The organism is Stappia stellulata DSM 5886 (genome assembly GCF_000423705.1).
Classification (GTDB): Bacteria; Pseudomonadota; Alphaproteobacteria; order Rhizobiales; family Stappiaceae; genus Stappia; species Stappia stellulata.
Genome location: NZ_KE384082.1, coordinates 115001 through 127879, shown reverse-complemented (window position 1 = coordinate 127879; position 12879 = coordinate 115001). Strand labels below are relative to the sequence as shown.

Genomic DNA, 12879 nt, shown 5'->3' with positions numbered 1-12879 from the left:
TCGAACCCCGATAGGTCACGGCACCATGCCGACATGTGTGCGCCCCTGCATTTTCAGGGTCGCAACGGCACCGAATCCCGCGCGTACAAATTTCTGTTTATCCGGTTTGCGCGATTCTCTCAAAGAGTGAAGCCAAAAGTCACCGGGCAATTTTTTCCCGATGCATCGTGCATCCTGCAAATCCGTCCGTTCCTGTCCGGCGAAATGGGCGGAAATGCAAGGGTGGATATTACCGAAGCGTTAATCGTTAACCAGCCGTTAACCATCCACCCGGCAGGATCTGCCTAGCACGCTAGAGAGTCGGACACGGAAAACGCACTCATGACAATCTCGGACCTGTCGCTGTTCCAGACGCTGAAGTCGAAGATGCACTGGCATCAGACCCGGCAAGGCGTTCTGGCGGAAAACGTCGCCAATGCAGATACGCCGGGTTACCAGGGCAAGGATCTGGAATCGTTTTCCTTCGAGACGGCGCTGAAAACGCGCACGACCGGTCTGGAGACAACTCGCACCAGCGCACGGCACCTGCAGGCGTCCATGGTCCGCGAAAGCGGATCGGCCAAGGCGGACGCCGCCGACGGCTACGAGATCACGCCCGATGCCAACACCGTCGTGCTCGAGGAACAGATGATGAAAGTCACCGAGAACCAGATGGACTACCAGACGGTCGCCTCTCTCTACACCAAGGGCCTCGGGCTCATCCGCACCGCCCTGTCGCGCGGCGGCTAGTCGCGTGACGCCGCATACGGCGTTCCTGGCCCCTTCTGACGATCGCACACCAAAAGGAGTGCAACCGTGGACTTCGTGAAATCCATCTTCATCGCCGCCTCGGGGCTCAAGGCCCAGAACGGGCGCATGCGCATCATCGCGGAAAACATCGCGAACGCGGATTCCACCGGCCGCACGCCGCAGGAAGAGCCGTATCGGCGCAAGATCCCGACCTTTCGCGCGACGCTCGACCGGGAGCTCAACGCCGAGGTCGTGGAGTTGGGCCGCGTGGAGATCGACAAGACCGCGTTCAAGGAGCGCTACGATCCCGGCCATCCCGCAGCCGATGCCAGCGGCAACGTCAAGATGCCGAACGTGAGCACCCTGATCGAGATGACCGACATGCGCGAGGCGCAAAGGTCCTACGAGGCCAACCTCAACCTGATCCAGTCGACGCGCCGGATGTTGCAGAAGACCATCGACATCCTGCGCGCCTGAGCTGACGCGCTTCCCCGCGTGCATCGAACTGCCCAACCGGAGTTTTCACAATGTCCACCCCGTCGATTGCCGCCGGCGCCTATCGCATGACCTCCGCCCTGGCCGGGGCGAATCAGGATATGAAAGTCCAGACGCCGTCGACGGGTGGCGCCGATTTTGCCAACATGGTGAAATCGGCGGTGGAAACCGTGGTCGACCAGGGCGCCAAGTCGGATGCGCAGGCGCTCGCCATGGCGCAGGGCAAGGCGAATGTCGTTGACGTGGTGACGGCGGTGGCCGAGACGGAAGTGGCGATGGAAACGCTCGTCTCGGTGCGCGACCGGGTGATCTCCGCCTATCAGGAGATCATGCGCATGCCGATCTGATCGGCAGCGCCGTCAGGGATGCCCTGACGGTCGCGCTGCGGGCGGGAATTGCGCGGTGGCGCGCTCAGGAGCAAGATGCCGACATGACTGGACCGGAGGTTCTCGACATCGCCCGCCAGGGGATCTGGACCCTCATCATCGTCTCGGCGCCGCCCATGGTCGTCGGCCTTGGTGTCGGTGTGGTGATCGCGCTGTTCCAGGCCTTGACCCAGATCCAGGAAATGACGCTCGTCTTCGTCCCCAAGATCCTGGCGATCTTTCTGACGCTCCTGATCACGCTTCCCTTCATGGGGCAGGTGCTGAGTGCCTATACCGCCCGCATTGCCGATCTGATCATCAACGGCAGCGGATAGCCTGCGATGACCCTCGACGTCTCGCTGCTGCCGCAGGTCGCGTTGCTCTTCATGCTGCTGTTTGCGCGCATCGGCACGATGATGATGCTGATGCCGGCGCTTGGAGAGGGCTCGATCTCGCCGCGCGTGCGCCTTGCCCTCGCCCTGCTGCTTACGCTGGTGTTCTATCCGCTGATGGCGCCGCTTTACGCGGTCGATGCGACCGCGCCGCTGGCCCGCGTCATCATGCTGCTCGCGACGGAGTTCGTGATCGGCTTTTTCATCGGCCTCGGCGCGCGCCTCATCACCTATACGCTGTCGATCGCCGGAATGATCATCGCCAGCCAGTCCGGTCTCGCCTTCGCCATGGCGACCGACCCGACCATGGACGGACAGCAGGGGGCGGTGATCGGCTCGTTCCTGAGCCTGCTCGGGATCACGCTGATCTTCTCCTTCGACCTGCATTTCCTGGTGATCGCCGCGATGCACGACAGTTTCCAGCTGTTTCCGCCGGGCAGCGGGCTGCCCGTCGGGGATCTCGCGGAAATGGCGACGATGCTGGTCGCCGACATTTTCTCGATTGCGATCCGTCTGTCCGCCCCCTTCATCGTGGTCGGGCTGGTGTTTTATTTTGGCCTCGGGCTGCTCAACAAGCTGATGCCGCAGATGCAGATCTTTTTCATCGCCATGCCGCTCAATATCGCCATTGGCGGCGTGATGCTCTTCGCGCTGCTGGTGACGATGATGATGTGGTATCTCGGACACTTCGAAACGGCGCTCGGCCGTTTTATCGCGGGGTAGGGCATGGCCGAGCAAAACGACGATTCGGAAAAAACAGAAGACCCCACGCAAAAGAAGCTGGATGACGCCCTCAAGAAAGGCGACGTCGCCAAGAGTCAGGAGGTCTCCACCTGGTTCGCCATGCTGGGCACGGGTCTGGTCGTGGCGATCATGGCGCCGGGGGCCGCCGCCGCGCTGCAGGACGCCTTGCGCGGCTATTTCGTCCATGCCCACGAGATACCCGTCGACGGACCCGGACTGACCGAGCTGTGGAAGGGCACGGGTGCGCGCATCGCGGCGATTCTGGCGCTTCCGCTGCTGGTTCTCCTGTTCACCGCGCTTGCCGGCAACATGATCCAGCACAGTCTGGTCTGGTCGACGGAGCGGATGAAGCCCAAGCTCAACAAAATTTCCCCGGCCGCCGGATTCAAGCGGCTGTTTTCCTCCGAAAGCCTCGTCAACTTCGCCAAGGGTCTGGTCAAGATCGCCGTGGTCAGCGGGCTGATGGTCGCCGTGCTTTGGCCGCATCGTTCGGAAATCGACACGATGATCTTTCGCGAGCCCGGCGTGCTTCTGGAGGAAACCCGCGCGTTGATCCTTCAGCTTATCGCGGCGATCCTGGCGGTGATGACCGTGGTTGCCGGCGTCGACTACATGTACCAGCGTCACAAGTGGTTCGAAAAACAGAAGATGACCCAGCATGAGGTCAAGGAGGAATACAAGCAGACCGAGGGCGACCCGCTGGTCAAGGGCAAGATCCGTCAGTTGCGTATGGAGCGTTCACGCAAGCGCATGATGGCGGCCGTTCCGGACGCGACGGTCGTGGTCACCAACCCGACGCACTATGCGGTCGCGCTCAGATACGAGCAGGGCATGCAGGCACCGATCTGCGTTGCCAAGGGCATCGACCAGGTCGCGCTGAAGATTCGCGAGATCGCCAAGGACAACAAGGTGCCGGTGATCGAGAACCCGCCGCTGGCCCGCGCGCTTCACGCAACGATAGACATCGACCAGGAAGTGCCGGAAGAGCAGTATCGCGCAGTGGCAGAAGTGATCGGTTTCGTTTATCGAATGCGGGAGCGGGGGTCGTGGCGCGGATAGGCGCGGCGTCTCGCTTGCTGCGGGGACACATGTGGGAGAGCGGGCGGGAAGCGCCTTGCGGGGTTGAAGATGAACGAGACGGATTCCAGTTCGAGATCGCCGGCGATTGACCGGCCGGAGCGCTCCGGCAACATCGGCCTTCTCATTCTGCTCGCCCTGGCGCTGGTCGCCGCGGCCACCGGTCTCGCGTTCATGTCGCGCGAACAGGCGGAGCCCTATGTGCTGGCGCTTCTCGGCATGCTGGCCGTGGTGGGGGTCTTCTCGTTGTTTGCCGGGGCGATCGGCCTGCTCCGCTTCTCGGTCCGCGCCACGCCAAGCCCAGTGCCGGCGGCCTTTCTCAACACGCTCGACGAAGGCGTGCTGGTGACCGAACGTGACGGGCGCATCGTTTACGCCAATGCCGCCTATGCCGAAATCGTCGGCGCAGAGGCGGAAAGCGACGTGCGCAGCGTGGAACGGGTGTTTTCCTTCGATCCGGCCGCGACCGACGCGATCTTCCATCTGGCGCGCGCGGCCGAGGACAACCGCGGCGGCGAGGAGGAGATCCGTCTCCCCCATCCGCTTGGCCAGTCGGACGGGACGCCGCGCTGGTATCGGGTCCGCGTGCGCCCGCTGACGCTCGGCGGCAAGGGCGAAAAGACACGGTCCTGCACGATCTGGCAGGTGGCGGACATCAGCCATGATCGCACGGAGCAGGAAACCTCCTTCCAGGAGCTGCAACGCGTCATCAACTTCCTCGATCATGCGCCGGCGGGTTTCTTCTCCTGCGACGGTGAGGGACGTCTCGTTTATCTGAATGCGACGCTTGCCGACTGGCTCGGTTACGATCTCGTCACCTTCAAGGCCGGCGCGCTGAAGCTCGCCGACTTCATTCGCGGCGACGGTGCGGAACTCTTCCTGACGATGAACGGGCAGGCGGGCGAGGTGAAGACGGAGATCTTCGACCTTGACCTCGTCGCGCGCAGCGGGCGCAGCATACCGGTGCGCATCCACCACCGTGTGCCCTTCGGCGCCAAGGGACGCGCCGGCGAAAGCCGCTCTCTGGTGCTCAACCGCTCCAAGGGCGAAGATGCCTCGGAAGCGCTTCGCTCGTCAGAGGTCCGTTTCGCCCGCTTCTTCAACAACACGCCGATTGCGATTGCCTCGGTGGCGCGCGACGGCACGATCCGCAAGACCAATGCGCCTTTTGTGCGCTCCTTCGGCGCGGCGGATGGCGGCAACGGCGCGGCGAAACTGGTCGACCTGGTGGCGGAGAGCGCCCGCCCGGCGCTGGCGGTGGCGCTGTCCGCGGCCGGCGACGGGCAAAGCGAAATCCCGCCTGTGGACGTGCGTCTCGACGAGCGCGAGGACGGCCGCTCCGCCACTTTCTATGTGTCGGCCGTGCGCGACGGCGAGGACGACGGCGACGCCGCCATCGTCTATGTGCTGGAAACGACGGCGCAGCGGGTCCTGGAGGCGCAGTTCGCGCAGGGGCAGAAGATGCAAGCCATCGGCCAGCTTGCCGGCGGCGTCGCGCATGATTTCAACAACGTCCTGACCGCGATCATCGGATTTTCCGATCTGCTGCTTGCCAGCCACCGGCCGAGCGATCCGTCCTTCCAGGACATCATGAACATCAAGCAGAACGCCAACCGGGCCGCCGGTCTGGTGCGTCAGCTGCTTGCCTTCTCGCGTCGCCAGACGCTGCGCCCCAAGGAACTCGCCCTCAACGACGTGCTCGCCGATCTCTCGATCCTGCTCGACCGGCTGCTGGGCGAAAAGGTCGAGCTCAATGTCGTGCACGGGCGCGACCTGTGGCCGGTCATGGCCGACCTGAACCAGCTTGAGCAGGTCATCGTCAATCTGGCGGTGAACGCCCGCGACGCCATGCCCGACGGGGGCCGGTTGACGATCCGCACGCTCAACGTCGATGCGGACCAGTCGGAGACCTATGACAACACCCGCGGCATGCCCGCCGCCGAATACACGCTGATCGAGGTGTCGGACACCGGCACGGGCATGACGCCCGAGGTGATGGAAAAGATCTTCGAGCCGTTCTTCTCCACCAAGGACGTGGGCAAGGGGACGGGGCTCGGCCTGTCGACCGTTTATGGCATCGTCAAGCAGACGGGCGGCTTCATCTTCTGCACAAGCGAGATCGGGGAGGGCACCACCTTCCGGATCTTCTTCCCCCGCCACGTGCGCGACGAGAACGAACAGGTCGAGGTCAAGCCGGTCGAGCAGCAGCAGCTCGCCGATCTCACCGGGTCGGCAACCATTCTCCTCGTCGAGGACGAGGAAGCGGTGCGCGCGTTTGCGGCCCGCGCCCTGTCGTCGCGCGGCTACACCGTGCATGAGGCGGCAAGCGGCGCCGAGGCGCTGGAGATCATGGAAGAGACCGGCGGCGAGGTCGATCTGGTCGTCTCCGACGTGGTCATGCCGGAGATGGACGGGCCTTCGTTGCTTCGTGAATTGCGCAAGACCCAGCCGGACCTGAAGATCATCTTCGTGTCCGGCTACGCGGAAGACGCCTTCGAGAAGAACCTGCCGGAAAACGAGAAGTTCTCGTTCCTGCCCAAGCCCTTCACGCTGAAGCAGCTGGCAACGGTCGTGAAGGACGTGCTGGCGAGTTGAGGGGAGAAGCCCCCGTCACTCCAGACCTGCGTAATAGGCGGCGTAGAAGACGATCCAGAACGCGGCGAGCAACAGGCGCCGGGTCCACAGCGAGACGCCCGACAGCAGCTTGGCGAAGATCAGCCAGCTCGCTAGGCAGGACAGCGTGAGGCGAAGCAGGCGCGCCGGCAGGCTCGCCAGCAGGAAGAGCGCAAACGGCGTTCCGTTCCGCGCGGTCTCGACCGCGAAGATCTTGTAGGGCACGCCGGTCAGCGACCCCTCGACAAGTCCCGGGAGAAGTCCATTGTCCAGAAGGGCGCCCGCGCGGGTGATGAGGTCCGGGAAAATCCCGGGAACGGTGATCAGAAGCGTGTGGGCGAGGTCGGGACGCTCAAGCGCCAGCGCATAGAGCACCGCTCCGCCGATGCAGGCGGCCAAGGCGGTGAACAGGCTGGCCAGCAGCGCGCGGCGCAGCGACGTCTGCGCGATAAATGTCAGCAGCACGTCCGGAACGGTGAAGAACACCGTGGCTTCCGCGAAGCCCCAGATGGCGGCGAACGTGAAGGCGCGCCTATTCCCAGGGGGCAAAGTCTTTCTCCGTCGAAAGGGCAGCAAAGCGGGCCGTCAGGGTCGCCATGAATGTGTCGCGCGCGCCCGGCCAGGAGATCGGCTTGCCGACGAAGATGTCGCAAAAGAAGGGAACCAGCAGGAACGAGCCCTTGGGGAGCGACTTGCCGAGCCCATGGGTGAAGACCGGGATCACGGGGACAGACGGGTTCTTTTCCGCCAGATGGGCGATCCCCTTTTTCAGCGCCGTCATTTCTTCCGGTGCGCCCCGGCTGCCTTCGGGAAAGAGGATCAGGATCTCGCCGTTTCTCAGCGCTTCGTGACAGGCGGCGAGCGGATCCGCGCGCCGCGCGCCCCGGTTTCGCTCGATCGGAATGATGCGCAGGATGTTGAGCGAGAACCACGCCATGGCGCGGGTCTTGAGGAAATAGTCGGCCGCCGCCACCGGTCGCAGGGTAGAGAGCTGCTTGAGCGGCAGCAGGCTCATCATCACCATCGTGTCGAGATGGCTGTTGTGATTGGCTACGAGGATCGCCGGGCCGCTTGTCGGCAACAATTCCCGGCGGCGCACGTTCAGCCCGAGAACGAAGGTGACGACGATCCGCACGAGAATGAAGAACAGAAGCTGGAGGGCGCGGGTCATGATGGCCGCTCAGGTGTAGAGATAGCGGGTGAAGTGAAAGAACAGCGGCGCCGTGAAGGTCAGGCTGTCGATCCGGTCCATGATGCCGCCGTGGCCCGGGATCAGCGCGCCGGTGTCCTTGACGCCGAGGTCGCGTTTGACCGCCGACACGGTGACATCGCCGATGAAGCCCGCGCCCGCGATCATCGCACCCGCGAGGCCCGCATGCAGGGCGTCGAACGGGGTGACCAGCGGCGCGACGAGCACGGCAAGCACCGTGGTCGTCAGCATCCCGCCCAAAAACCCTTCCCAGGTCTTCTTGGGGCTGACCTGCGGCACGATCTTGGTCTTCCCGAAGAGCTTGCCCCAGGTGTATTGCGCGACGTCGTTGAATTGCGTGAGGAACACGAGAAACAGCAGCAGGCCCGCTCCGGAGGCGGCCGTCCCGCCGATCGAGCCCGGTCCGTCCACCGGCAGCACCAAGAGGAAGGCGGCGTGGCTGATGGAGAAGACGCAAAGCATCAGCCCCCAGTTCAAGGTGCCGACGGCTTTCAGGAAGCCCTCCGTTTGCTGGGACAGGAGCATGACGAAGGGCAGGAACAGAAACATGTAGACGGGAATGAACACCGCGAACATGCCGTACCATTCGGCTCCGACCCAATAGTACTGCACCGGGATCGCCAGATAGGCGAAGAACAGCACCCGCCGGTCGGCCCGGCGCGTCGGGATCATCGACAGATACTCCTTGAAGGCAAGGAAGCTGACGAGCGCGAAGATCACGATGGAGAAGGTGCGGCTGAGCAGGAAGGCGGCGGTAAAGACCGCGATCATGGCCCACCAGCTCGTGGTGCGCTGGACGAGTTCGGAATGGTCGGTTGCGGGCTGACGCCGGGTCAGGGCAAAGACGATGAGGCTGGCAACGATCAGCAGTCCCCAGATCCCGGCAATCGCCATGTGGATCGGCAAAAGGGTCATGTGCGGGGCTCTTTTGTTTCTGCAAGCGCCTGCCGCGCCCGGTTGATGATGGTCACCCCGCCAAGAAGCGCCGTGATGCCCAGCACGATGTCGACCGCGCCCGGACCGATCAGGGCGAAGCCGACGAACAGCCCCAGCGTGCCGAACACCACCGCGCGGTCGCTCTTGCCCATGGGCCCGTCATAGCGGCGGGATGCGCCGATCTGGATCCCGACGACGCCGGTCATCTCGCCGATCACGGCAAGCAGGCAGATGGCGACCGGCAGCCAGCTCGCGACACCGGGCAGCAGTGCGAAGGGAAGATAGAGCGCGATGTCGGAGACGACGTCGCCAAGCTCGTTGAGCACGGCGCCGAGGCTGGATTTCTGGTCGTGCTCGCGCGCGAGCATCCCGTCGACGGCGTTGAGCGCCATGCGCAGGAACAGAATCAGGGGGAGAAGGATCAGCGGCAGCGGGTGTCCGGGAGCGAGCGCGAGCGCCGCGCCGCCGGCAACCGACAGAACGACGGCGGCAAGCGTCACCTGGTTCGCGGTGACGCCGGCATGCGCCAGTCGGGCGACGGTGGGGCGCAGCAGGCCCTGGAAGCGGCTCTTCAGGTCGTAGATCGAGGGCATGGTCGAATCAGGCAGGTTGCGGACGCGAACCGCGCCCTGGGAAACGGGAGAAGAGCGCACTCCCGTCGCCAGTGCAATCGCCTTCGCGTCACGCCGTCACATCGTGGCGGTTCGGGAGCCTTGCCGTCAGGCGCAGCCGCCCGAGCGTTCCGACTTCGCCTTCAGCCCGATGAGGCTCTGGCGCGGATTGTACTGCGGCTGGGTCAGGGCGAAGACCTGCTCCAGCGCGGTGCCGGCGTTGTTGACCACGAAGACATCCTGCACCACGAGCGTGTCGCAGCGTGTGCCCTGGAAGCGCACGCGAATGCGGAACTTGCGTTCGCCATTGTCGGAGGGGCCGAATTCGGCGTCGAGCGCCGGGTTGGCTTCCCTTACCGTGCGTTCCAGAACCACCATGTTCGGCTGGTTCTGCGCAATCGGCGTGCCGCGCTCGGTGGCGCTCGCCACGATGCTCCGGCGGATCGTCTCGGGATCGGCGCGCACGTTGACCGACTGGGCGCCGGCGGTCACGGTCAGCACGTCGGCTTGCGGTGCGGCCGGCGCGGTGTTCCTGCGTCCGGACTGGCAGGCGGCAAGAGCCAGGGCAGCGGCAAGCAGAACGGTCAGGCGGATCAGCATTTCAGGCGGTTCCTTGCGAAAATGTTCCTCCCGAGGAGGCACAGTCCGGAGCGAATGTCGCGAATAGGCCTTGGCCAAGGATGCAAGGTCAAGGTTAAAAAACCGATTGTGCGGCCGTTTTCTCAGCTGTGGTCGACTTGCGGCAACCAGGGCAAATCGGTGCTTCCGATGTCAACGCCCAATTGCGACAACAACGTGGTTGCCTGGCCCCTGTGATGGGTCTGGTGATTGAACAGATGCGAGACCAGAAGCCACCCGGGCTGTGATCGCGTCGTGCCGTCGAGCCCGCTCGTCCAGATGAGCGGTCGCGCCAGCCAGTCCGGCGTCAGCCCCGTCGCGAAGACCTCGATTTCCGCGTCCATGGCGCGGCGCGCGGCGGCAAGCGCCTCGAAGTCGGAAAACAGATGCGTGCCGATGGCGGTGCGCGGATAGTCATTTCCGGTGAAGCGGTTCATCCAGATCCGGTCGCCCAGCAGAATGTGGTCCAGCGTGCCGTGCAGCGACTTGAAGTAGGCGCCGCGGTCGGCCTTGCGCGTGGCGTCGTCGAGATCGGCGCAGGCGGCATAGAGTTTGCCGTTCATCCAGGTGTTGTATCGGGCGAAGGTCTGGCAGGTCTCGGGTGTCGTCATGGCATTGCTCGCAATCTGGCCCCTGAGAAGGGGCGAACCCGGCGCGGTCCGGGGCGGTTTTTAGAACGTATCGCCGGTCTTGAAGTCGCCACCGCCGAAACTGTCTCCGCTGCCGAAGCCGCCGCCGCCGAAACCGCCGCCGCCGAAACCGCCGTCCGATCCGGGAAACGTTCCGCCCATCGAGCCGGGCAGGCCGATGCCGCCGGGAAAACCGACATCGCGGCCGTGACGCTTGCGGCGGCGGCGGGACTTCTCGGCGCGCGTCCAGTAGTCGGCGCCGGACAGGGCACCCTTGGCAAGCTCACCCAGAAGAACACCGGTCAGGCTGTCGTCGTCGAAGGTGGAATCCCAGGTGTCGTAGCGTTTGGAGCGGAAGCGCCGCGCGACCTTGGCGAGTTCGTCGCGGCGCCCGGCGAGGCTGCGCAGATCGCGTTGGTCCGCCTCGATCTCATCTGTCGTCCGCGCGATTGTGGCGTCGAGATCCTGCAGGCGGCGGACGATGCGCTCGTCCTGCGGCGAGGGCGTGGCCCGCGCTTCCTTCCAAAGCGTGGCGAGTTCCTCGGAGCGCAGCGAGCGTAGCAACGCTTCTTCGGCGGATTTGTAGTCCTCGTCCTCGCCGGCATGGAGACGCTCTTCGCGCGGCGCCAGCTCGCGAAGCGCGGTTTCAAGCCTCTCCAGCTGGGCTGTCAGATCCTCGATCGCGGTCTCGGCCGCCTCGATGGTGGCGGCGAGATCCTCGCCCGCGATCTCGGCCGCCGCCTGGCGGGAGAGCGCGCCAAGTCTTGTCATTTCGATCTCGACCTCCGCCTCCCTGTCGCCCGCATAGGCGTCCAGGCGTTCCGGGATCTCCACCAGCATGGCGTAGTTCGGACGCGCCTCGGAATAGCGCACCAGCCCCGCGACCCAGCGGTCGAGCATGCGCACGATCCCGCGCGAGGCATAGTCCGGTGTCGCAAACCCGCGCTGCCACAGATAGAGGAACAACGGATCGCTCTCGTAGTCCGCGCCCTTTTCGGCGCGGTCGGCCTTGGCCTGGTCCGCCTTGTTGCGGGCGGCGGCTGCCATGGCGCGCGCGGCCTCGACGGCCTGCTGCTGTGCCTGGAAGGCGGGGTCGGCCTCGAGCCGCGCGTCGACATCCTCCAGAATGCCGTCCAGCCGGTCGCTGGCCGCGTCGCGTTCGCGGGTCAGGCGCCGGCGTTCCTCTGTGGCATCGGCGATGTCGCTTTCGAGCGTCTCGCGTTCCGCACGCAGGGCGGAAAGCGCAAGTTCGCGCTGTTCCAGATGGTGACGCGCCCTGGCCTCGTCCTTGTCGATGCGCTGGCCGAAGGCGCGGTCGCTCCCGTCCCGTGCCCGGAAACGGGCAAGCTCGCGGTAGGCTTCCAGTTCCTGCGCACGCATGTCGTTGAGCTCGCGCATCGACTGCTCGACCCGCCGTTTCAGCCGCGATTCTTCGCCACGCAGGTCGTTGAGCGTGCGTTCGATGGACCCGAGGGTCTGGCGTCCACTCACCATCTGTGCTGTTCCCGCCTAAACGCTACCATTTCGTAATCGCCCCGGTCTCGACCGCGGCATTCCAGACGGGCTGGAGACGCCCGCTCGCCTTCGTGCCCAGGACGACGCTCTGGACGATGCCGTCGTCTTCCTTGTCCTGACGCACGGCGTCGAACGTGGGTTTGGGAACGCGCTGAGCCCAGATGTCGACCGTGGTCGCTTCGCCGTCTTCCTCCGAGACAATCTCGCGCGGCAGCACCTTGCCATCGGGCGTGACCGCTTCCACGACAAGGTAGTAGTTGCGCGTGGCGCGGTTGACGTCGGGGATGCGGGTAACGCCGGTCGGTACGCCCGGCCGCGACACGATACGCACGTCATAGGTTTCCCGCAGCCGTGCCTCGAGCGCGCGAAGATCCGCGATCGCGCCGCGCGCGGCCTGCGCATCGCCTGCCGCGGCCGCCGATGTGGCGATCGCCGCCAGTGTTTCCGCCTGCGTGCGCGCGGCCTCGACGTCCGCCAGATCGGAAATCCGGGTGCGGAGCGCCGTCGCCTCCGCCGGAAGCGTCTCGCTCATTTCGATGCGCAAGGCTTCCGCGGCGCGTTCGCGCGGTGCGACCACCAGGAAGCGCCAGGCCAGCACGGCGGCGACCAGAAGCACAAGCGCGATCAACAGCGCCTTGCCCCAGCGCGCCCGGGTCACATAGACCAGCGCCAGCGTGCGCTGGAAACCGGCGGCCGGCGGGGTGTAGACAAAACGGTTCTGCTTCAGGCTTTCGACGCCTTCCTGCAGGATCCGGTCGGGCACCTCGATGCCCTGGCTTCGGTAGAGATCGCGCAGGCGCTCGATCATCTGCTCGTCGCGCTGGTCGGCGTCGAGCTCCTTGAGCGCGATCCTTTCGTCGTGGCGCAGCGTGTCCACGACGTCCATGGCCATCATCAGTTCATCGAGCGGCGCCTTCTTGGCGGCGGTGTCGGAGGGCATGCACT

The 12879-nt window shown here is 64.9% G+C and carries 16 protein-coding genes; 8 read left to right on the top strand and 8 right to left on the bottom strand.

Features of this window, described 5'->3' with window-relative positions:
• The first annotated feature begins 33 nt into the window (after positions 1–33).
• From G572_RS26545 to cckA, 8 genes are all read left to right on the top strand, one after another.
• Positions 34–288 (top strand): hypothetical protein, encoded by a 255-nt coding sequence (locus G572_RS26545; RefSeq protein WP_156884598.1) that lies wholly within the window; start codon positions 34–36, stop codon positions 286–288.
• 33 nt (positions 289–321) lie between these two features.
• On the top strand, positions 322–729 hold the full coding sequence (flgB, locus tag G572_RS0112930; protein ID WP_029058846.1) for a flagellar basal body rod protein FlgB: 408 nt from the start codon (positions 322–324) through the stop codon (positions 727–729).
• A 66-nt stretch (positions 730–795) separates the two neighbouring features.
• Positions 796–1206, top strand: a complete 411-nt coding sequence (gene flgC, locus G572_RS0112925) for a flagellar basal body rod protein FlgC (protein WP_029058845.1) — start codon at positions 796–798, stop codon at positions 1204–1206.
• A 50-nt stretch (positions 1207–1256) separates the two neighbouring features.
• Positions 1257–1571 carry a flagellar hook-basal body complex protein FliE gene (fliE, locus tag G572_RS0112920; protein WP_029058844.1) on the top strand — a complete coding sequence of 105 codons (315 nt, stop codon included), beginning with the start codon at positions 1257–1259 and terminating at the stop codon, positions 1569–1571.
• 83 nt (positions 1572–1654) lie between these two features.
• Complete coding sequence (gene fliQ / locus G572_RS0112915) at positions 1655–1924, top strand: flagellar biosynthesis protein FliQ (RefSeq protein WP_029058843.1); 270 nt, start codon at positions 1655–1657, stop codon at positions 1922–1924.
• A gap of 6 nt (positions 1925–1930) precedes the next feature.
• Positions 1931–2704 (top strand): flagellar biosynthetic protein FliR, encoded by a 774-nt coding sequence (gene fliR, locus G572_RS0112910; RefSeq protein ID WP_029058842.1) that lies wholly within the window; start codon positions 1931–1933, stop codon positions 2702–2704.
• 3 nt (positions 2705–2707) lie between these two features.
• Positions 2708–3784, top strand: coding sequence for a flagellar biosynthesis protein FlhB (gene flhB / locus G572_RS0112905; RefSeq protein WP_029058841.1), 1077 nt, complete (start codon positions 2708–2710; stop codon positions 3782–3784).
• Positions 3785–3853: 69 nt separating this feature from the next.
• Positions 3854–6397 (top strand): cell cycle histidine kinase CckA, encoded by a 2544-nt coding sequence (gene cckA, locus G572_RS0112900; RefSeq protein ID WP_029058840.1) that lies wholly within the window; start codon positions 3854–3856, stop codon positions 6395–6397.
• A 15-nt stretch (positions 6398–6412) separates the two neighbouring features.
• On the opposite strand, the gene G572_RS0112895 is transcribed toward cckA, so the two are convergent.
• The 8 genes from G572_RS0112895 to G572_RS0112860 form a co-directional block, all read right to left on the bottom strand.
• On the bottom strand, positions 6413–6964 hold the full coding sequence (locus G572_RS0112895; RefSeq protein ID WP_029058839.1) for a hypothetical protein: 552 nt from the start codon (positions 6962–6964) through the stop codon (positions 6413–6415).
• Positions 6948–7586, bottom strand: a complete 639-nt coding sequence (locus tag G572_RS0112890) for a lysophospholipid acyltransferase family protein (protein ID WP_037546823.1) — start codon at positions 7584–7586, stop codon at positions 6948–6950. Before G572_RS0112890 ends, G572_RS0112895 begins: the two co-directional genes overlap by 17 nt.
• A 9-nt stretch (positions 7587–7595) precedes the next feature.
• A complete protein-coding gene (locus tag G572_RS0112885) occupies positions 7596–8540 on the bottom strand; it encodes a phosphatidate cytidylyltransferase (protein WP_029058837.1) in 945 nt (314 codons plus the stop codon).
• Positions 8537–9214, bottom strand: coding sequence for a CDP-alcohol phosphatidyltransferase family protein (locus G572_RS0112880; RefSeq protein WP_425423435.1), 678 nt, complete (start codon positions 9212–9214; stop codon positions 8537–8539). The genes G572_RS0112885 and G572_RS0112880 overlap by 4 nt, the downstream gene beginning before the upstream one ends.
• A gap of 66 nt (positions 9215–9280) precedes the next feature.
• Positions 9281–9772 carry a hypothetical protein gene (locus tag G572_RS0112875; RefSeq protein ID WP_037546821.1) on the bottom strand — a complete coding sequence of 164 codons (492 nt, stop codon included), beginning with the start codon at positions 9770–9772 and terminating at the stop codon, positions 9281–9283.
• A 122-nt stretch (positions 9773–9894) separates the two neighbouring features.
• Positions 9895–10401, bottom strand: coding sequence for a DinB family protein (locus G572_RS0112870; RefSeq protein WP_029058834.1), 507 nt, complete (start codon positions 10399–10401; stop codon positions 9895–9897).
• A gap of 60 nt (positions 10402–10461) precedes the next feature.
• Complete coding sequence (locus tag G572_RS0112865) at positions 10462–11913, bottom strand: coiled-coil domain-containing protein (RefSeq protein ID WP_029058833.1); 1452 nt, start codon at positions 11911–11913, stop codon at positions 10462–10464.
• Between the two features lie 22 nt (positions 11914–11935).
• The gene (locus tag G572_RS0112860; protein ID WP_029058832.1) at positions 11936–12874 is read right to left on the bottom strand and encodes a DUF6384 family protein; all 939 of its coding nucleotides are present in this window, start codon (positions 12872–12874) and stop codon (positions 11936–11938) included.
• Positions 12875–12879: the final 5 nt, after the last annotated feature.

Excerpts from the sequence above, each read along its gene's own strand:
- fliE (WP_029058844.1), top strand. The coding sequence starts at position 1,257 with ATGTCCACCCCGTCGATTGCCGCCGGCGCCTATCGCATGACCTCCGCC.
- G572_RS0112890 (WP_037546823.1), bottom strand. The coding sequence starts at position 7,586 with ATGACCCGCGCCCTCCAGCTTCTGTTCTTCATTCTCGTGCGGATCGTC.
- G572_RS0112865 (WP_029058833.1), bottom strand. The coding sequence starts at position 11,913 with ATGGTGAGTGGACGCCAGACCCTCGGGTCCATCGAACGCACGCTCAAC.
- G572_RS0112870 (WP_029058834.1), bottom strand. The coding sequence starts at position 10,401 with ATGACGACACCCGAGACCTGCCAGACCTTCGCCCGATACAACACCTGG.
- G572_RS0112885 (WP_029058837.1), bottom strand. The coding sequence starts at position 8,540 with ATGACCCTTTTGCCGATCCACATGGCGATTGCCGGGATCTGGGGACTG.
- cckA (WP_029058840.1), top strand. The coding sequence starts at position 3,854 with ATGAACGAGACGGATTCCAGTTCGAGATCGCCGGCGATTGACCGGCCG.
- G572_RS0112860 (WP_029058832.1), bottom strand. The coding sequence starts at position 12,874 with ATGCCCTCCGACACCGCCGCCAAGAAGGCGCCGCTCGATGAACTGATG.
- G572_RS0112875 (WP_037546821.1), bottom strand. The coding sequence starts at position 9,772 with ATGCTGATCCGCCTGACCGTTCTGCTTGCCGCTGCCCTGGCTCTTGCC.
- flhB (WP_029058841.1), top strand. The coding sequence starts at position 2,708 with ATGGCCGAGCAAAACGACGATTCGGAAAAAACAGAAGACCCCACGCAA.
- fliR (WP_029058842.1), top strand. The coding sequence starts at position 1,931 with ATGACCCTCGACGTCTCGCTGCTGCCGCAGGTCGCGTTGCTCTTCATG.
- G572_RS26545 (WP_156884598.1), top strand. The coding sequence starts at position 34 with ATGTGTGCGCCCCTGCATTTTCAGGGTCGCAACGGCACCGAATCCCGC.
- fliQ (WP_029058843.1), top strand. The coding sequence starts at position 1,655 with ATGACTGGACCGGAGGTTCTCGACATCGCCCGCCAGGGGATCTGGACC.
- flgB (WP_029058846.1), top strand. The coding sequence starts at position 322 with ATGACAATCTCGGACCTGTCGCTGTTCCAGACGCTGAAGTCGAAGATG.